Consider the following 19943-nt stretch of genomic DNA (forward strand, 5'->3'; position numbering starts at 1 on the left):
GAAAATCAAATAATCACTATAAAGATCAAGCATATCCATTTAATTCCCTCCCTAAAATTAAGGGCGGAATTCTAATGCTTTTTAGTCAAACTACAAGTTTATGTGCGTAACATGAGTTATAACATAAAATTCAAAATAGACTATAAAATATAAATACTGGTTATAAAAAACAATTTACTGCTGCATTGCCAGGCTTAGATGAAGGACTACCTACGGGTAGGAATACTCTTAATAAGCTAATGAAGAGGCTGTGCGGGTAAACTCAGCACACCAGGCGCTGAGTTTTAGAGAGTGATTAACGGTTTACCGCTAGAGCCATACCTTCCAGGACAGTTAGGGCTGCGTATAATTGATAGTCTTCATGGATTAAATTAGTATCCACCTCATTTTTAGCTGCTTTATTTTCAGTGTTGTTCTTATTGATAATGTGGCCACTCAGATCTGCTTCACTAAATCCCGTTAAATCTGATTTCTTTTGGGCAGTTTTAGGTACATCCATTTCCTCTACGACGATATCAGGTACAATCCCTTTCGCTTGGATAGACGTTCCTGATGGAGTGTAGTAAAGCGCTGTGGTTAATTTTATTCCCGTCTTAGCGTCTAGAGGTAGTACTGTTTGTACCGAACCTTTGCCAAAGCTTTTGGTACCTAAAATTAGGGCTCTTTTGTTATCTTTTAAAGCACCGGCAACAATTTCTGACGCTGAGGCAGAACCGTTATTAATAAGCACAACTATAGGCGCATTGTCTAAAACATCCCCAGGATTCGCTAAGGCAGTAAATTTTGAGCCAGGTAAACGTCCTTCAGTATATACAATAAGTTCTTGCTTACCTGATTTATCATTACTTAAAAAGGCATCGGATACTTGAATTGCTGAATCAAGCAAACCTCCTGGGTTGTTTCTTAGGTCTAAGATGAGACCTTTTAATTTGCCATTAGATTGTTGTTTTAATTGGGCAATCGCTTTTAACATATCTTTACCGGTTTGAGCCTGGAATTGGGTTAAACGCACATAACCATAGCCCTCGCTTAGTAGTTTACTTTTGACGCTTTTAATTTGAATCACTTCCCGGATCAGATCAAAAGTTAAAGGCTTACTTGCCCCTTTGCGTAATACGGTAAGTTCTATAGGTGAACCGGCTTTTCCACGCATTAAATTGACCGCATCTTTTAAGGTCAAGCCTTGTACTGATTCTTTACCTAGTTTAATGATGTAATCACCTGATTTAATACCTGCTTTAAAGGCAGGTGTATCTACAAGCGGGGTAATCACTTTCACCACCCCATCTTCCATGGTCACTTCAATACCTAAACCACCGAATTCACCGCTGGTTGACGTTTGGAGTTCTTGATATTCTTCTTCATCGAGATAAGCTGAATGCGGGTCAAGACTGCCCACCATGCCTCGAATAGCATTATCAAATAATTCTTTATCGTCGACAGGTTTAACATAATATTTTTTAATTTCACTAATTGCATTCGAAAAGCGTTGCACATCTTCCAAAGGAATCCGCTTTGCGGTAGTATTCTCTGTAGCCGAATCATCAGCGGCAAAACCGATTAATGGTACTGCTAATGTAAACGCGTACACTATACCCAAAGTACGGGGAAGTATTTTTTTAACCATAGCGATCTCCTCGGATGCAAGGCCACAAAATCAGCCACCTACTTGTTATTATTGATTTTAAAATGCAATTTAAATGCCAAGTAGCCCATTAAAGTAAGCAATTTCAAGCGTCTTCTATTTACAAAGAATGCTTACCTATAAAAAAACAGCCTCTGGTACCTGTTGTACAAGTAGTTCATGGTTCTACTCATACAAGGAACAAATCCAGCTGCTCCATTCTTACAAAACATACTACTTAAGCTAGCCAATCTAATGGCGAAATTGCTTTTCCTCGTAGCCTTATCTCAAAGTATAGACCGTTTTGTTTAATCCCGCCGCTATGACCAACACTAGCAATTTGTTCATTTTGTCTGACCGTTTGGCCTTTATGTTTAAAAAGGGATTCATTGTGAGCGTATAAGGTCATAAAGCCTTGCCCATGATCAATAATCAGCAATAATCCATAACCTTTAAGCCAATCGCTAAAGACTACTTTTCCAGGATATATGGCGGTGACGGCAGTTCCTTCATCGGCAAAAATTGTCACGCCTTGATTCATCTTTTTCAAGCTCTTACGCTGAGTAAGAACAGGCAGCGGCAATTTTTTGCGCATCTTAATAAAAGGAACAGTGTTCTGAATGACACTGCGTTGGGCTAAGGAGACTAGTAAACGAGATAGATTTTTTTTATCTTTTTCAAATTCAAGCAAGGTATTTTGGGTGCTTTCAATTTCCTCATCGATAGAGTCAATTAAGGCGGTATGGTAACTTTTATTTTTTTCAAATTGCTGTTGATGAGCTAGTAATTGGGTTTCTAATTGTTGATTTAGGGCTAGTTCATTGTTTAACTGTTCATTATTCTTAGTAAGCTTTTCGCGGGTAAGATCAATTTGATCAATGAGTTCTTGGCGAGATTTGATAATATAAAGATAATAAGTTAATAGTCGATTGATTTTATGAGGTGTCTCCTGATCCAATAACCACTTTAGCGGTTGATATTCTCCCATTTGATAACGGGCGCGGACATGCCCAGCTAACATATGCTGTTGCATGGCTAATTGCTGGTTTAACGCATTGATTTTATTTTGCAGAGCCATAATTTTCTGTTTTGTCTTATCCATGTTGTGTTGGATAAGCCGCAGTTTTCTAATACCCTCACCGAGTTGTTTTTCGGTTCCGGCCAATTCTTTATTTAATGCGCCTCGTCGATCATGCGCTGAGGCTATTGTCCGTTTAAGAAGCTCAATTTTATTATTGATTTGTTTTAATTTACTTTGGGTTTGGCTAACCGAAGACGAGCCAGTGCTATCCGCATTTAAGGGTAGTAAAAAAATAATCGTCAACACTAGGAGTGCTAATAGCCTCACTCGTAGGAGCTGGTAGTTAACCATTATTTTCTTCCAATAATATATGCCCCGTCATTTCAGTTGGTGGGGTAATCCCTAATAAATGAAGCAAAGTAGGTGCAATATCGGTGAGGTTGCCTTGCTGGGTATTAAAATGCCAACCTCCTCCTACGTATAAAAAAGGCACGGGTTCACTGGTGTGCGCCGTATGGGCTTGGTGGGTATGTTCATCAAACATTTCTTCGGCGTTACCGTGATCTGAGGTAATTAATAGTTTTCCTTGCAAGGGTTTTAGCGCCTGCCAAACTCTACTCATACAGTGATCTAAGCATTCTACGGCTTTGATTGCTGCTTCAATATTCCCACTATGACCAACCATATCTGCATTCGCATAATTACAAATTATTACATCATAAGCCTTATCTTGAATGGCTTGGACTAGGGTGTCAGTTAATTGCGGTGCGCTCATTTCTGGTTGTAAGTCATAAGTAGCTACTTTCGGGGAGGGAATCAAAGTCCTCTGTTCATTGAGAAAGAGTTGTTCTTTTCCGCCGTTAAAGAAAAAAGTAACGTGCGCGTATTTTTCAGTTTCCGCTATTCTTAACTGGCGTAAACCGTGCTTAGCAAGTACTTCTCCTAAAGTATTATTCATGGCGCTAGGAGGGAATAGTACCGTGGTTGGCAAATTTTTGTCATATTCAGTCATAGTGGCAAAATAAGCCAATTTAGGCCTTACTTTTCGATAAAAGCCGCTAAAATTAGGATCGATAAAGGCGGCCGTTAATTGTCGAGCTCGATCAGCACGGAAATTAAAAAATAAAACCGCATCATCCTCTTGAATTGCTGGGCAGGAGCCAATTTTACAGGGAGGAATGAATTCATCACTAAGATTTTGTTGATAAAAAAAGCTAATTGCTTCTTGGGCATTAGTGAAGTGATGAGCAGCCTGTCCTTCTGTTAAAAGCTGATAGACTGGCTCTACACGCTCCCAGCGTTGATCGCGGTCCATGGCATAATAGCGGCCAGTGATTGAGCTTATCCTACCTAAAGAATAGTTTTTAATAAGTTGGTCTAACCGCGCTATGCTTGCTAGAACGCTTTGGGGGGGCGTATCTCGGCCATCCAAGAATAAATGTAAATAAACCTTATTTATTTGTTTCTGGTGACATAACCCTAAAAGGGCAAATAAATGTTCTTCATGGCTATGTACTCCACCAGGCGATAATAGCCCCATAAGGTGAAGAGCTTTTTTAGAGTTAATTAAGTATTGAGTCAACTCGTCTAGCACCGGATTTGCAGTTAATTTACCTTGGGTTATAGTATCGTTAATGCGGGTAAAATCTTGCTGAACTACTCGACCTGCGCCGATGTGCATATGTCCCACTTCCGAATTACCCATTTGAGCATTCGGTAAACCTACTGATACGCCGGATGCGTCTAAGAGGATATGCGGGCAGTTTAGCCACCACTCATCCCATTGCGGGGTATTAGCCTTTGCAATTGCATTATATTTCTGCTGCTCACTGTAACCCCAGCCATCGAGAATCATCAGCACTACGGGACTATTTGCTGCCATAATAAAGTCCTAAATATCAATAATATAAATTTGCCCCAGTATACCTCTGCGGACTTTCTAGGTATAGTTCTTCTTTACCTAAAAGGGCAGTGAGCCCCCAGACTTAGCTTTTAGGCTAAAACCTCAATGAGCAATCAAGACTTTATAATTCCTTATCGAAAGAAAACCCTTAGGTAAGAGCGGTGTCACTTCCTAGCAAATCATCCTTAACCGCTGCCGGTATGTAGGGTTTTAGGTATTGAGTTAAGCTTAATTGATGTGTTGAGCTTATTCCGTATTGGTTTTTTAACAACACTAGTGTACTCCATCCCCACCAACTGTTGGTCCAGTGTTTATCATAGGGGTTGGATAAATCGACTCTACGCCATAATTGTTTACTTTTATCGTCCCAATAAAACATAGGGGCGAGATCTAAATTATCTTCTTTATAAAAAGGTTCAGGAAAAGGAATCATATCTAAAGCTACAAAATGCTCTGGCGCTATTCCGGTGTAATAAGTAGCAAATAACTCATCAGCAGATTCTTGCAGTGCGGCTAAGAGCATATTGCGGTTAACTTGGTTTAAGGGGTTAAAATAAGAGGTATCGCCGTAAACCACCCATTGCACTCCAGACGCATTGCGCACATGGATTCCGTATTTATTTTCTTCTTGATGCATGTAGCTGGCTAATAAAGAGCCTAAAACGGCCGGGCTAACTACTTGATTAAGTTCTTCCCTCGGAGTTCTTAAATGTCCGGCGGTAAATTGATCCGAAAGGTAATGGGCAGCAAATGCTTCCATGGCATAGGCTTGTTCTAAGTCACTGCGGTTGCCACTGTGTTTTGCTTTTAGTGCTTGAGCTAAGGCCAGCTGATGACCATGCGTGTAGACTACAATATTATTGGGGCTAAAGTGATCAAAATCTTCGAGGGCCAGTAACAAATAGCGCCCAGGATACAGCCACCATCCATATTGAGCACAGCCTCCGCCAGTAATACAGTTTATTTCTCGTCCTATACTATTTCCGATGCGCTGGTATATTTCTTCAGCCGGCTCGCCATCGCGTATTCCTGTTTCTACGAGCTGTAACTCTTCTTTTATTACTGCATTAAGGTCGCTGACTTCATGGACCGCTAAAGGCGCTTTGGCGAACGAGTCAAAAACATCTTTAAAACGCCTTTGTCGTTGTTTTTCATCAATACCATGGCTAATGGGCCTACCTAAAATACCATATAAATCGCCTAGGCTTATAATATCCGCATAATTCAGGGTCAGGCTGTTCTTTAAATGTAAGGGAATGTCGGTTTTTGCTGGCTCTTCGGTATTGAACTGTAAGGTTACTTTTTGGCCTGCAGCCCAATATTCTGATAAAGAAAAAGGCTTAGCATTGTTTGCATGGCTAAGGGGAGAGCAACTAAACGCGACAACAGTAAATAAGCTAGAAAGAAGGCGTAGTGACGATAAATATTTTTTCATGTATCCCTCATAAAAATGAATATTAATCATTAGATAGAGCTGCTACCTGATCTTTTTTTAAAAAGGTATAAGCTAAAACAGATCAATACTATACAGAATTGATTTTGCTTTACCACTTAAATTTTTATCCTAAAGCGGTTAGACTATCAGCCATTTTAAGTTGTAGGAAGAAGCGTTTTGGATTACAAAATACCTAAACACATCGCTATAGTAATGGATGGTAATGGCCGTTGGGCAGAAAGTCGTGGCTTACCTCGTATTGAAGGTCATAAGGCAGGTGTGGAGTCGGTTCGGGCAATGATCCGTACTTGTCTAGAAAAAAAAATTCCTTATTTAAGTTTGTTTGCTTTTAGCTCTGAGAATTGGCAACGTCCTACTGATGAAGTCAATTTTTTAATGGAGCTTTTTATTGAGGCTTTAAAAAATGAATTAGATGCGCTTAATGAGAATGAGGTGCAAATGCGTTTTACCGGTGATAGAACGCGTTTATCGCCGCTTTTGCAACAGCAAATGACTGAGTCAGAAGAAGTAACCAAAAATAATCAAAAACTTACTCTAAACATAGTAGTTAATTATGGTGGAAAGTGGGATGTATTGACTGCTGCTAAGAAAATGACTCAGGCTGTTCTCAATGGCGAGTTAGTGCTTAATGAACTCAACGAAGAACAGTTTTCGCTTTTTCTAGATACTAAGGAGTTACCTGAGCCTGATTTATTTATACGCACGAGTGGTGAGTTAAGAATTAGTAATTTTTTCTTATGGCAATTAGCCTACACCGAACTTTATTTTACTGAAGTTCATTGGCCTGACTTTAATCAAAAAGAACTCGAACTTGCTTTGGAGTCTTTTGGTAAACGTAAACGACGTTTTGGGCAAGTTTCTACCTTTTGATAAGGCTTTCATTATGTTTATGCAACGTTTAATTACTTCACTTATTTTAATCCCTTTAGTCCTGTTAATTTTATTTTATGGGCCTACTTGGCTGCTCATGGGGCTAGTAGTTTTGGTACTGCTGAGTGCCGGGCGAGAATGCTGGCAATTAATTCCTTTAACCAATTTAACCATGCAACTGAGCTTTTTAGGATTGTTGTTGTTGGGCCTTTGGGCCTGTGGTGAGTTATTTAACCTCTGGTTAACCCTAGGGTTAGTGCTGTGGCTCGGTATTTTTTGCGCCATTCTTAGCTTCCCTAAATCCCAAGCCTATTGGGGACATGCTCCAATCGTGGCTATAGCTAGTTTGACTGTATTACCTTTATTTTTGCAAAGTCTGATCCATCTTTATTTTTTACCCCAAGGTAAAGCCTTAATTTTGTATCTACTTTGCTTAGTTTGGGCTGCAGATATTGGCGCTTACCTGGCAGGAAAACGTTGCGGAAAACATAAATTAATTCCGCAAGTAAGTCCTGGTAAATCTTGGGAAGGGGCCATGGGTGGTTTAGTTTTAGTCTTTATCGTCGCATTAGCCGGTTTAACTTATTTTAAGCCACCGTCTTGGGTTTCTTGGTTTGCTTTGGCCATAATAATAGCTATTATTTCAATTTTTGGTGACTTGTTTGTAAGTATCTTAAAGCGACGTTGCAATTTAAAAGATACTGGGGCTTTAATTCCTGGCCATGGTGGCATCTTAGATAGATTAGACAGTTTGATTGCCGCCTTACCGTTTTTTTATTTTGGAATAAACATTTTTTAATGTATAACTAGAATTGATTTAGCAGGATTCGAGAAGCGGGATTGGGTGTGACTTTTGTTAATTTTGGCCAAAATAATAGTAATCCGCAGCGATCTGAGTTATTAGCTCTATACTTAACTAATAGACAAGGTTAAGGCCTATTTTTTGAGAAGGCATTATGTTATTGACATTATTGTATTTTTTATTGGCTTTACTCGTATTAGTTATCATCCATGAGTATGGTCATTTCCAAGTAGCTCGCTGGTGTGGGGTTAAGGTTTTACGCTTTTCTTTTGGGTTTGGAAAAGTTTTATTTCGTTGGCATGATAAGCAAGGGACTGAATATGCCTGGTCTTTGTTCCCGCTGGGCGGCTATGTCAAAATGCTGGATGAATCTGAAGGCCCTGTCGATGAAAAAGAAAAGCATTTAGCATTTAATAATAAGCCTGTTCTTGCTAGGATGGCGATTGTTATTGCCGGTCCATTGTTTAATTTTATTTTTGCATTTTTTGCCTTATGGCTGGTCCTTATTATTGGTATGCATTCTCTAGCACCAATAATAGAATCGGTGAAACCAGACAGTATAGCGGCTCGGGCCGGCTTAGGTTCAAAACAAGAAATTATTGCTCTTAATGACGATAAGATTAATAGCTGGCGTGATTTCCAATACTCCTTAATGCCTTTAGTTGGTTCTGATGCAACAGTAGATCTCACTGTAAAATCTCTAAGCAATGGAAAAATCCAACACCTATCGTTGCCCTTAAGCCAGTGGCAAATGGATGAGAAAAAGCCTGATCCTTTGGCGAGTTTAGGCATTGAGCCCTTTATTCCTAGTATACCTCCCATAGTGGGTGAGGTAGTTGCTGACTCACCTGCTGACAAGGCAGGACTTCGTCTGAACGATAAAATAGTAAACGTTAACCACAAGCCTCTCGACGACTGGATGTTTTTAGTTGATTTTGTCCGTGATCATCCTGGAGAAAGCCTTCTTTTAGGCGTGATGCGCGATAAAAAATTGAGTGAAATCTCGCTAACTATAGGCTCTCAAAACAACAATGGCACCATAACCGGCTTTATTGGGGTGCGCTCGCAAAAAGTAAATTGGCCCGCCCATTGGTTGCGTTTACAGCGCGAGGCGCCTCTTTCTGCTTTGGGAACGGCCTTTAAACAAACGGTTGATTTGACTTCTACTACTTTTGTCTTAATGGGACGATTAGTTACTGGAAAATTAGGATTAAATACCATTAGCGGCCCTGTTGGTATTGCCCAAGGCGCCGGTGATTCAGGGCGGGGTGGTTTAGTTTCTTATTTATTTTTCTTAGCGTTGGTGAGCATTAGCTTGGGCGCTTTAAATTTATTACCCGTCCCTATGTTGGATGGGGGGCATTTGTTATATTATGTCTTGGAAATTATTAGAGGGAAACCCTTATCAGATAGTGTAAAATCGGTCGGGGTTTATATTGGTTTAGCTTTTGTTATGGCCTTAATGTTTATAGCGCTTACGAATGACATTTCAAGATTAACGAGTTAAGCTCCAGGTCAATTTTTTAACAACAATTCAAATTTAGTGAAAGGGAAACTTGACAGTAGTCCCCACTTCCTATAAAACGGATTCAATTTTTGCTGTGCGGCAGAATTTGTTTTTTTAATTCCTGTGCACGTAGTAGTGGACGTAAAATAATAATGAAAATAGTCAGTAATAAATTAGTATTAGGCGTTTGTTGTTCTACCCTTTTAGTCTGGTCCACACAAACTATGGCTGCTCAAGATGGCTTTATTGTGCGCGATATTAAAGTGACCGGTTTGCAACGCGTTTCTACGGGGACAGTCTTAAATTATATTCCAGTGCAAGTCGGTGAAGAAATTGGTCCAAGTTCCACGGGTCAGATCATTAAAACTTTATACGATACGGGCTTTTTCCAGTCTGTTTCCCTGGAACGTCAAGGAAATACTTTAATAGTTAATGTCGTGGAACGGGCAACTATTGGTTCCATTTCTGTAGTAGGCAATAAAGAAATCCCTAGCGATAAAATGAAAGACTTCCTGAAGGAAATGGGCCTAGTTAAAGGGCGTATCTTTCAAAAATCTTCCCTTGAGCGTTTAGAAAAAGAGTTAAAACAAGCTTATGTATCAAGGGGTAAATATAATTCTCGTATTGATACCAAAATTACTTCTTTAACTGAAAATAGAGTCGCTATTACCATTACCGTTTCAGAAGGACGGGTTTCTCGAATTAAAGAAATTAATATCATTGGTAACCATGATTTTACTAAAAATGATTTAATGCCTGAGTTTGCACTAAGTGCTAGCAATTTGTTTACTTATTTTACTAAAAAAGATCAGTACTCTAAAGCGAGTATGGATGCCTCTTTAGAAGCCTTGCGATCTTTCTATCTTGATCGAGGTTATCTAAAGTTCAATATTATTTCTTCGCAAGTCTTATTATCTCCGGATCGTAAAGATGTATACATTAACATTCATATTGAAGAAGGGCCCCAATATCATTTTTCAGGGTATGATTTGGCGGGTAAATTAATTTTACCTAGAAAAAAGCTTGATTCTTTGGTTCAAGTCAAAAAAGGGAATGTTTTTTCTCGTAAAAAAGTAACGGAAACTATCTCAGCCCTTGGTTTAGCTTTAGGTGATGTGGGATATGGTTTCCCGGCTATTAACGCAGAACCACGCATTGATGAAGAAAATAAAACGGTGTTTATCACCTTTATGATTGAGCCAGGTCGGCATGTTTATGTTCGACGTATTAATTTCCATGGAAATACTAAAACTGGTGACTACGTATTACGTAGCGTGATTCGTCAGGACGAGGGTGGTTTATTATCCCTACATAATATTAAAGAATCGGAGCGGCATTTAAAATTACTCGGTTATTTAAAAAATATTGATGTAAAAACAAACCCAGTACCAGGTACGAATAACCAGGTGGATTTGGACGTGCAGGTGGAGGAAGCCCCTTCTGCAGAAGCGAGTGCCTCGATAGGTTATGGTACCAACGGTTATCAATTTAATACCTCGGTAAACCAGCATAATTTTATGGGTACTGGCCGCTCAATGGGTGCTGCGTTTAATGCCAGTAAATGGGGACAAGATTATTCCGTAAATTATTATAATCCTTTCTATACCGATACCGGTGTTGGACGGGGTGCAAGTCTTTATTACTCACGAATCGACCCGCAAAACCTTAATGTAAGTACCTATAGCTCCGATCGCTATGGCGGCGATATTAATTATAACTTCCCACTAGGTGAAACAAGTAGTTTCCAGCTTGGATATGGCTACCAGGACGTTAACATTAAGTCCGTGGGTTTGGTTATACCGATTCAAAATTTTGTTAATTTATATGGCCAGCATTTCCAAGAGGTGCGTTTGAGTTCGGGGTGGAGTAGAAACACTTACGATCAAATGCCTTATCCTACGAGGGGATTTAACCAACAGGCAATTGCTTTTGTGGCTTTACCTGCAACCTCTCAATCGCTAACTTATTATAAGAGTTCTTATCAAGCCCATTTATATTATCCTCTCTTTAAAGGATGGATTTTTTCTATTCTAGGTAATGTAGGTTATGGAAACTCCTTTAATGATGATGGTTTACCATTCTTTGAGAATTTTTATGCTGGGGGTACGGCCCAACCAGGACAGGTACGTGGTTATGACAGTTACTCTTTAGGCCCCTTAGATAATATGGGTAATTCCATGGGGGCGAATTTCTTAGTCAATGGCACTGCAGGGCTTATTTTACCGTATCCTTTGAGCCGCGATAGTTTCAGAACGACCATTTTTACTGATGTGGGTAACGTGTTTGCCAATGGTACGCCGGCTGCTCTAAGAGGTACTGCAGCAGGGCCTTTACGTTATTCAGCGGGTATCTCTGTTGAATGGCGCTCGCCCTTCGGTCCCCTGGCCTTTAGTCTTGCTAAAGCGTTAAACCCACAGCCAACCGATCAAACGCAATTGTTCCAATTTGCGTTATCCTCTGGTTTCTAAGGAAAAAACAAGAAGAAATTAAATGATCCTACCAGTCCCCTTGCATTGAGCTTCAGGACTGGTTTAGGATTGATGAAATGAATGCTGTACATATCGCAACCTTATGCGAATTGTGCTAGCATCCCAGTCTTTAAATTAGGAGATAAATATGAAGCGTTTTGGTGCATTGTTAATCGCATTATTTTTTAGTATTTTGACTACCAGCGTTTTTGCTGACTCAGCAAAAATTGGGGTCGTTGATTTACAAAAAATCATGCAAACCTCAAGTCAAATGAAAAGTATTCAACAAAAATTAGAAGCGCAATTTAAACCACGTCGTGATAAATTAGTTGCTGCTGAAACGAGTTTGAAAGGCGATATGGAAAAATTCAAGCGTGATAGCGCTATTTTAACTGCTAGCCAAAAGAAAGATTTAGAAAAGAAAATTCTTGCAGCGCAACAACAATTTGAGCGTGATGGTCAACAATATCAACAAGAGTTAAGCACCGCTCATAACGAAGCGATGGAAGGCTTATATACTAAAGTACGCGCAGCAATCAGCAAAATTGCTAAAGAAGAGAAGTACGACTTGATTGTACAAAAAGATGCTGCTCCATTTAGCGTAGCTGCTCTTGATGTAACAGATAAAGTGATGAAAGCAATCAACTAATCAATGAACGACCTTAGTGGCTTCACTTTAGAACAATTAGCACGACTAGTAGATGGCGTAGCGCATGGTAATGCCCAGTACGCCATTTCTAGTTTATCGTCACTCACTCGAGCCCAAGCCTCTCATATAACTTATTTCGATAATCCTCTTTTAAAAGATGCTTTGCGTAGCACTCAAGCCGGCATTATTGTGTTAAAAGAAGAGCATCTTGCTTGGTGTCCTAGCCATGCCATCATCGTGAGCGATCCCTTAGCTGCAATCAAACAAATAGCCACTTTATTTACCCCTTCAGTGAAGCCCGCCTTTATTGATCCAAGCGCGACCATCCATCCTTCGGTGCAAATTGGTCATAATGTATCCATTGGGCCTTATGCTGTGGTTGGCGAGAATGTCCAATTAGCTGACGGCGTACACCTTGGCGCCCACTCGTGTATCCATAATTCGGTGACCATTGGCAAAAACAGTTATTTAGATTGTCAGGTAACTGTACACAGTAATACCCAAATTGGCGCTGATGTAGTCGTTAATGCCGGTGTTGTATTAGGTGCTGCGCCTTATAACTATGTTAAGGAGCATGGCCATTGGCAACAAGGATTAAGTTTAGGCGGGCTTATTATTGCCGATAAAGTTCATCTGGGCGCTAATACGGTTATTGATCGGGGGGCCGTAGGTGATACCTATCTTGGACAGGGAGTCTGTATCGATAATTTAGTGCATATCGCTCATGATGTTTATATCGGAGCGCATACAGCTATTGCTGGATGTGCGGTACTTGGTGCTCATGTCATTATTGGTAATGATTGCATCATAGGTGGGGCGAGCTGTTTAGCTGCCAATATCAGTTTGACCGATGATGTGGTGATCAGTGGGATGTCTACAGTCAATAAATCTTTAACAAAATCAGGTATTTATTCTTCAGGTACCTTAATCCATGAGCATCAGCGTTGGCGTAAAAATGCAGCGCGTTTTAGACGTCTAGATGATTACATCACTAAGTTAACCACCCTTGAACGTAAAATAAATAGTGAAAATTGACACTAATTAATACAATTTTACAATTTATAATTGATTCAAACCCTTAAACACTAGATAATAGCCCATCATTAAAATCCTGTGTTTCAATGAGAATAAGATATGAGTGAATTTATAGATATAAATCAGATTCTAAATTTATTACCTCATCGTTATCCATTTATACTGGTGGATAGAGTTTTGGATTATAAAGATTTTGATTATTTACATGCTATTAAAAATGTGACCATGAACGAACCCTTTTTCATGGGGCATTTTCCAGGTAATCCGATAATGCCTGGTGTATTAATGCTTGAAGCATTAGCTCAAGCAAGTGCTATTTTATCTAACTTATCGCGTGAGCCTAAGGAAGGATATGAATACCTTCATTTTTTTGCCGGTATTGATAATGCACGTTTTAAGCAAGTAGTAATCCCTGGGGATCAATTACGTTTAGAAGTTAAAATGGTTGGTAAAAAAAGAGATTTTTGGCGTATGCATGGCGAAGCTTACGTTGGTGATAAATTAGCCTGTTCTGCTGACCTATTAAGTGCGGCTAAGGAAGTAAAAAAGTGATAGATGAAAACGCAATAATCCATCCTTCTGCTAAAATTGCAGCCGGAGTAAGCATTGGTCCAGGCACTATTATTGGTGCAGACGTAGAGATAGGGGAAAATACCTGGATTGGGCCCCATGTTGTTATTGAAGGACCAACTACGATTGGTAAAAATAATAAAATTTTCCAATTTGCCTCAGTGGGCGATGAACCACAAGATATTACCTATAAAGGTGAACCTACGCGTTTGGAAATAGGGGATAATAACGTTATCCGCGAATACTGCATGATTAGTCGCGGTACCGTTAAAGGTGGAGGAATTACCCGTATTGGTAATGGTAATTTCTTAATGGCTTATTGTCATATAGGTCATGATTGCATGTTAGGCGACCAAATTGTCATGGTTAATTATGCCGCTTTATCTGGTCATGTGATCGTAGATAATTTTGCCACAATAGGCCCTTATGCTGCAGTACACCAATTTTGCCACGTAGGTGCCTATGCGTTTATCGCCAGAGCCACCTACGTGACTAAAGACGTATTGCCTTATGTTATGATTGCAGGCCATACTACGTCTGCTTGTGGAATAAACACTGTAGGTATACGTAGAAGAGGATTTTCTTCTTCGGCGATTGATAGTTTACGCAGGGCCTATAAGATTATTTTCCGTAAGGGTTTAACCGTGCAACAAGCGGTGGCTGAATTAGAAGTAATGCAAGCAGATTGTCCTGAGGTTCTTCCTCTAATTGATGCGTTAAACCAATCTACACGAGGCATTGTGAGGTAAGTCAATGATGATTGCTCCTTATTTTTTTGTAGCTTTAGGTGGCTCAATAGGAGCAATCGCTCGATACTTAACTGTACTTTATGCTCAAAATACCTGGGGTTTGCGTTTTCCTTATGGGACTTTATTAGTCAACTGCCTAGGATCCTTTATGGCTGGTTTTCTTCTCACCTTTTTAGTTGGCCGCTATAATGCGGGAGAATACTGGCGCTTATTCTTTTTTACCGGTTTTTTGGGGGCTTACACCACTTTTTCCAGTTTTGCCGCTGAAACCTTATTGCTGTTTAAAGAAAGTCAATGGCTGAAGCTTGGTGCTAACATTATGTTAAATAATGTAGGTGCTTTAGCTATGGTATTAATAGGAGCACTATTAGCCCGATCGGCCTTAGCTGCCCTTCATCAACCTTAATTTTAGAGTGTCCATTCATGTTAGATAGTCAATTACTTCGAGAAGATCCACAATCTGTTGCCGCACAATTGGCAAAACGCGGCTATAAATTTGATGTAGAGCAATTTAATGCTTTAGAAGAACAGCGCAAAAGTTTACAAGTGGAAACCCAAGCCTTACAAAATGAACGCAATGTTAAGTCAAAAGCCATTGGTGAAGCAAAAGCCCGCGGTGAAGACATTGAGCCCATGCGAGCCAATGTTTCTCAGTTAGGGGTGGCCCTAGAGGAAAAAAAGGCACAGCTAGAAAGCCTTTTAAAACAAATTGAAAAACTTACTTTAACCATGCCAAACATCCCTCATGAGACTGTCCCGGTCGGTAAAGACGAGACAGAAAACCAAGAGGTTCGTCGCTGGGGTAGTGTTCCTAGTTTTGATTTTACTGTTCGTTCTCATGATGAACTTGGCGAAGCCTTGGGGCAAATGGATTTTGCTCTAGCAGCTAAAATCACCGGCAGCCGTTTTGTAGTGATGAAAAACCAGCTTGCGCGTCTACACCGCGCCTTGATTCAGTTCATGTTAGATATTCACACTGAAGAACATGGTTACCAGGAAATTTATGTCCCCTACATCGTTAATGCGGATAGTCTATTAGGTACTGGCCAGTTACCCAAATTTGAAGAAGACTTATTTAAACTCAACGTGGATAATGGTTATTATTTAACTTCTACGGCCGAGATTCCAGTTACTAATACCGTACGTGATATGATTGTTCCCGCTGAGCAGTTACCAATTCGCCATGCCTGTCATTCACCGTGTTTTCGCAGTGAAGCGGGTTCTTATGGTAAAGATACCAAAGGGATGATAAGACAACATCAATTTGAAAAAGTTGAATTAGTATGGATTACAAAACCACAAGATTCTTATCACGCATTAGAGCAATTAACCCACCATGCAGAGACTATCCTGCAACGTTTAAATCTCGCTTATCGCGTTATGGCGCTTTGTACCGGTGATATGGGAGCAGGCTCTGCGAAAACCTATGATCTAGAAGTGTGGCTACCCAGTCAAAATACTTATCGTGAAATCTCTTCTTGCTCTAATATGGAAGCCTTCCAGGCTCGCCGCATGAAGGCCCGGTATAAAAATCCTGAAACTAATGAAATTGAATTAGTGCATACTTTAAATGGTTCTGGTTTAGCTGTCGGTCGGACTTTAGTGGCAATCATGGAAAATTATCAAGATAAAGAAGGAAACATCCACGTGCCCAAAGCACTGCAACCTTATTTGGGTGGGTTAGAAATCATTAGCAAGTAGTTATCAGGAACACCCACCGCTTTTTTTATGATGGATTGATCTTACTTATAGTTAAGGTTAAGAAAATCAGGCTCATGGGGACGAGTTTTTCGTCCCTAAGCCCTTACTAAGACTAGCTCTGTTTTTCATCCCTTCAATATCGCCAGAACTTATTGCTGAAAATGTTTGGTCAAGGTAGCAAAGACCACCAATACGGAAAAACATAAAATAAACTCAATAGGTCTTAGGTAGCCTGTATTGCTTTTTGCTTTAAATTGCAAAGGTTGGGGATTAAATTTAATCACATAAAAGAATAACGCCAATACCATCAATAAGCCGTAAAAATAAATAGAGGATAGGCTAAGCTTGGAGAAGAGGGAGGGTATAAAACGAGCTTGAATATTCTCTATGGGTAAATTTATAAGGCAAAGACAAATTGACCAGATAGTAATTCGGCGCTGGGTCTCTTCTTGGGCGAAGGTTTGATAAATTAAAATTAAGGCGGGGAGAAGTAAAGCGAAATAATACATCCAGCCAAAGGGACTTAGTAAGAGCATGATAATTAGACTCAGACTAAAACCGTAGTGTATTTTGTTTTTAAGTTGGTTTAGCTTTTTAATATAATAAACTAAGATCATAATAAACAATAATTGATAAATAATTTTGATCATCAACACATTAGTAGGGTGATTCATATCGACGAAAACGCGAAAGAGATAGGCAAGAAGGGAGGCGTTCCATGTATTGCCATACCAAATAATTTCACTTAAGTTTGCAAAAAACTGCAGATAAATCTCGCTACCTCGTGTGAATAAGGGCAGGAACCAGGCAAGGATAAAAACAGTGCTCATCGTCCAAAAAATTTTGTATCGTTTTTCTACCAAGACAAAGATAAAAAATAAACCCGGAAACAGTTTAAGGGCAGCGGCAAGCCCCCAAACTATGCCACAAGTATAATCCCTTTGTTTTATTAAAAAATAATAACCTAACATAATTAAAAAAAGTAAAAAGCCTGCAACTTGATTAAAGCTGGTATTGATAAGGCAGGCATAGCTGGCTAAATAGATGAGGATTAAATTGAACCAATTCTGTTTAAAAAAACTGTGGTTCGTGCTTAGATAAAAACACAGTAGCCAACCTACGACTCCCAAGATTAACGAACTAATGGCCCAAAGTAGTGAGGCAGTGGGGTAGTCAAAGGCAGTTAATGGGCTAAATAATAGGATAAAGAAAGGGGGATTAACGGTAACCGCAAGGGGACTTGGTTTGATTAAAAAAGCGGTTGATAAATGCTGATAAGGGTTAGCATGATCAAGGTAAGCTAAAGCGGCACTATAAAAGGAGCTAAAATCATTATTCAATTTTTGCAAAATTAAAAAATGGAAAAGCAGAAAGTAAGTGAAAAATAGAGCAAGTAGGTAGAAAGCTTGTTTAAAGCGATAAAACATAGCTATGATTTTTTTGTAGTTAATAATGAGGAGCTTAAAACAAATAAAGAAAAAGTAAAACACCACAACTGATTAAATTTTTATAAATTACGCTACGCTACAATTTATAGGCCTATATAGGCTCATTGAAGGGCGCCTCGCAAAAAATCATCTCGAACAGAGATAAAATTAAACGCAATATTGTTTGTTTTTTTCTCAATGTTATACTGTGGTTATTTATCTAATAAGTGCATGATGAGTTTTCTATTCGGTTTGTTTATTGGCTGTGGTTTAGGAGCAGTGGGCTATCATTATTACCAACAGTACAAAACTAATGAGTCCCCTTTTAATAATCAGAGTACCAAAAAAAATAATGATATGGCGTTTTTGTTCGAACACTATCCCTATCTAATGAATTTAATTAAGAGTAATCTTAGTGATCCCGAGTATAAAAACATACGCGAATTTTTCATTGTTGATAAGTTAGCAATTATGAATTCCTCAGTACCACGCCTACGCTATGATCTAGGGGAGGAGACCTTAGCTTTAGCACATAAACTAGAAGAATTTGGTTATATTGAACGCCTTGAGCATGATTCATTACTCTATCGGATGGATGAAGATTTTATTGCTGATCTAAATGCATTTAAACCGCTAATGCTAAGCGTGCAAGAACCTGGCTAGTGGACTACTCGATAAGTTGGTGCCCTTCCTAAAGGCAAAACAAGTTTCTCTAAAATAGTTCGTTTTTGCTTTAGGCAAAGCAAACCTATTCTAAATTCGCAGAGGAACCAAGATTAAGCGCATTTTTTTTCTTGTAGTTGCGGATAAAACTGAGGCATTTTTTTGCATCCTCCTGAAAAACATCTAGGAAGTAGAGTGCTCGATAATCCCCGGTATAATATCTTTGCTCGAATTTTAATAGATAACTAGTAGCCATAAGAGTGATGATTGCACAAAGGATACCGGCTGGAATATCAATTAGATAATGTTGAAAAGTGTAAATTGTCGATAAGGCCGTCAGGACAAACCAAGGTATAAAAATAAAGGCCAGCGGTCGCCATAAAAGTATAGCGAAATAAGTGATAAGAAAACCCCAGCATACATGCATACTGGGATTAGTGGAAATTATGGGGTATTTTTGCACTGGATTTTCAATATTCTCACCAACGTAATTTAAAAATTTATCTAAATGAGGTCCTAGGGTAAGTTTTTTATATGCTTCTTGATAGGGCGTCACCGCAGGCACTGAAAACATGTTTACCCGATACATCTCATTGGGGGTTATTGCAGGCCCTGCCAACCACATAGGGAGGGCGATGGTTGGCGCAAGAAAAAAGGCGAGCAGGTACTTTCTAAATAAGGTTTTTTTGAATAAGACCAGCCCTATCAGTACCAGGGCAAAAACCCAGTCTAATTTCCGGTAAATATAAGTAAGCCAAAAATCCCAACTTGAATGAGTAAAAAAATCAACCATCTGAATGCGAGGATCCTTGGGAAACAGCCGTAGATCTATTTGCATATAGAGCTCGCTGGATGAAATCATTTTAGAAGTTGATGAGAGCATAGAAGATTGCCTTACCGTGTAGATTAAGAGTAAGGTAGCGCAGAACACTGCAAAAGTCATATAGAGAAAGCTTGCTAAAAATAATTTCATATTGGTCGAAGCGGGGATTTGCTCTTTAAAGAGTTTCCTACGGATAAAGCCACTTAACCAAATAAATAATTTAAAATAAAGATAGATATAAATAACAATAAAACCAAGCTTAAGCATATCACCGCCAAAAAACAAACTTCTTGACCAGAGATCCCAGTGATCTGAGCGGATAATAGAAAACCACGGCTTTTCAAAAAAACCTGAGACAAGAATCCATAAAATCGGGAAGATAATTAATACATAGGTTTCAATCTGATATTTTTTCAAGACGCCAGCATTCATTAATAAACCTTATAGATTCGAGCATGCATTTGATGCTAATTGAATAGTGTGTACTTCGTCATGAATTCTTCTGTCTATCCAAAAGCAAAACATCGTGTTGAGGATATCTTAAATCTTAGCATGTACCTAGGCCATTTATAATGACCCGTGTTGTAATAGAGTATAGAACAGAAAATTAGCAGGGGCTAATTATTTTAATCGGCGCTTGTTCAGCTATATAACGGGCTGAATCTGAGGAAGATG

General features: G+C 39.3%; 17 protein-coding genes. 11 read left to right on the plus strand and 6 right to left on the minus strand.

The features are described from left to right. Window positions 1-295: 295 nt before the first annotated feature. The 4 genes from ELY15_RS01625 to ELY15_RS01640 all read right to left on the minus strand — a co-directional run bounded on the left by ELY15_RS01625 (window position 296) and on the right by ELY15_RS01640 (window position 5983). Entirely contained in the window at window positions 296-1627 is a 1332-nt protein-coding gene (locus ELY15_RS01625; protein ID WP_127097917.1) for a S41 family peptidase, read from the minus strand. 235 nt (window positions 1628-1862) lie between these two features. After that, entirely contained in the window at window positions 1863-2996 is a 1134-nt protein-coding gene (locus ELY15_RS01630) for a murein hydrolase activator EnvC (protein ID WP_127097918.1), read from the minus strand. Beyond that, window positions 2989-4527, minus strand: a complete 1539-nt coding sequence (gene gpmI, locus ELY15_RS01635) for a 2,3-bisphosphoglycerate-independent phosphoglycerate mutase (protein ID WP_127097919.1) — start codon at window positions 4525-4527, stop codon at window positions 2989-2991. The genes ELY15_RS01630 and gpmI overlap by 8 nt, the downstream gene beginning before the upstream one ends. Window positions 4528-4696: 169 nt before the next feature. Then, window positions 4697-5983 carry a phospholipase gene (locus ELY15_RS01640; protein ID WP_127097920.1) on the minus strand — a complete coding sequence of 429 codons (1287 nt, stop codon included), beginning with the start codon at window positions 5981-5983 and terminating at the stop codon, window positions 4697-4699. A 177-nt stretch (window positions 5984-6160) separates the two neighbouring features. On the opposite strand from ELY15_RS01640, the gene ELY15_RS01645 reads away from it, so the two are divergent. The 10 genes from ELY15_RS01645 (at window position 6161) to serS (ending at window position 16355) form a co-directional block, all read left to right on the plus strand. Beyond that, the gene (locus tag ELY15_RS01645; protein WP_127097921.1) at window positions 6161-6874 is read left to right on the plus strand and encodes an isoprenyl transferase; all 714 of its coding nucleotides are present in this window, start codon (window positions 6161-6163) and stop codon (window positions 6872-6874) included. A 13-nt stretch (window positions 6875-6887) separates the two neighbouring features. Continuing rightward, entirely contained in the window at window positions 6888-7673 is a 786-nt protein-coding gene (locus tag ELY15_RS01650) for a phosphatidate cytidylyltransferase (RefSeq protein ID WP_127097922.1), read from the plus strand. Window positions 7674-7830: 157 nt separating this feature from the next. Further along, the gene (rseP, locus tag ELY15_RS01655) at window positions 7831-9183 is read left to right on the plus strand and encodes an RIP metalloprotease RseP (RefSeq protein ID WP_127097923.1); all 1353 of its coding nucleotides are present in this window, start codon (window positions 7831-7833) and stop codon (window positions 9181-9183) included. A 152-nt stretch (window positions 9184-9335) separates the two neighbouring features. Continuing rightward, window positions 9336-11651 (plus strand): outer membrane protein assembly factor BamA, encoded by a 2316-nt coding sequence (gene bamA / locus ELY15_RS01660; protein WP_127097924.1) that lies wholly within the window; start codon window positions 9336-9338, stop codon window positions 11649-11651. A gap of 148 nt (window positions 11652-11799) precedes the next feature. Continuing rightward, entirely contained in the window at window positions 11800-12300 is a 501-nt protein-coding gene (locus ELY15_RS01665; RefSeq protein WP_127097925.1) for an OmpH family outer membrane protein, read from the plus strand. Window positions 12301-12303: 3 nt separating this feature from the next. Then, entirely contained in the window at window positions 12304-13335 is a 1032-nt protein-coding gene (gene lpxD, locus ELY15_RS01670) for a UDP-3-O-(3-hydroxymyristoyl)glucosamine N-acyltransferase (protein ID WP_127097926.1), read from the plus strand. Window positions 13336-13434: 99 nt separating this feature from the next. Then, the gene (gene fabZ / locus ELY15_RS01675) at window positions 13435-13887 is read left to right on the plus strand and encodes a 3-hydroxyacyl-ACP dehydratase FabZ (RefSeq protein ID WP_127097927.1); all 453 of its coding nucleotides are present in this window, start codon (window positions 13435-13437) and stop codon (window positions 13885-13887) included. Next, window positions 13884-14654, plus strand: coding sequence for an acyl-ACP--UDP-N-acetylglucosamine O-acyltransferase (gene lpxA / locus ELY15_RS01680; RefSeq protein WP_127097928.1), 771 nt, complete (start codon window positions 13884-13886; stop codon window positions 14652-14654). Before fabZ ends, lpxA begins: the two co-directional genes overlap by 4 nt. A 4-nt stretch (window positions 14655-14658) precedes the next feature. Beyond that, entirely contained in the window at window positions 14659-15060 is a 402-nt protein-coding gene (crcB, locus tag ELY15_RS01685) for a fluoride efflux transporter CrcB (protein ID WP_127097929.1), read from the plus strand. A gap of 17 nt (window positions 15061-15077) precedes the next feature. Then, window positions 15078-16355, plus strand: a complete 1278-nt coding sequence (gene serS, locus ELY15_RS01690; protein WP_127097930.1) for a serine--tRNA ligase — start codon at window positions 15078-15080, stop codon at window positions 16353-16355. A 149-nt stretch (window positions 16356-16504) separates the two neighbouring features. On the opposite strand, the gene ELY15_RS01695 is transcribed toward serS, so the two are convergent. Next, window positions 16505-17695, minus strand: a complete 1191-nt coding sequence (locus ELY15_RS01695; protein ID WP_158617396.1) for a glycosyltransferase family 87 protein — start codon at window positions 17693-17695, stop codon at window positions 16505-16507. Window positions 17696-18013: 318 nt separating this feature from the next. On the opposite strand from ELY15_RS01695, the gene ELY15_RS01700 reads away from it, so the two are divergent. Then, window positions 18014-18445, plus strand: a complete 432-nt coding sequence (locus tag ELY15_RS01700; protein WP_127097932.1) for a hypothetical protein — start codon at window positions 18014-18016, stop codon at window positions 18443-18445. An 85-nt stretch (window positions 18446-18530) separates the two neighbouring features. Here ELY15_RS01700 and ELY15_RS01705 read toward each other — a convergent pair whose 3' ends face one another. Next, window positions 18531-19700, minus strand: a complete 1170-nt coding sequence (locus ELY15_RS01705; RefSeq protein WP_127097933.1) for a phosphatase PAP2 family protein — start codon at window positions 19698-19700, stop codon at window positions 18531-18533. Window positions 19701-19943: the final 243 nt, after the last annotated feature.

The organism is Legionella sp. km772 (assembly GCF_003989735.1).
Taxonomy (GTDB): Bacteria; Pseudomonadota; Gammaproteobacteria; order Legionellales; family Legionellaceae; genus Legionella.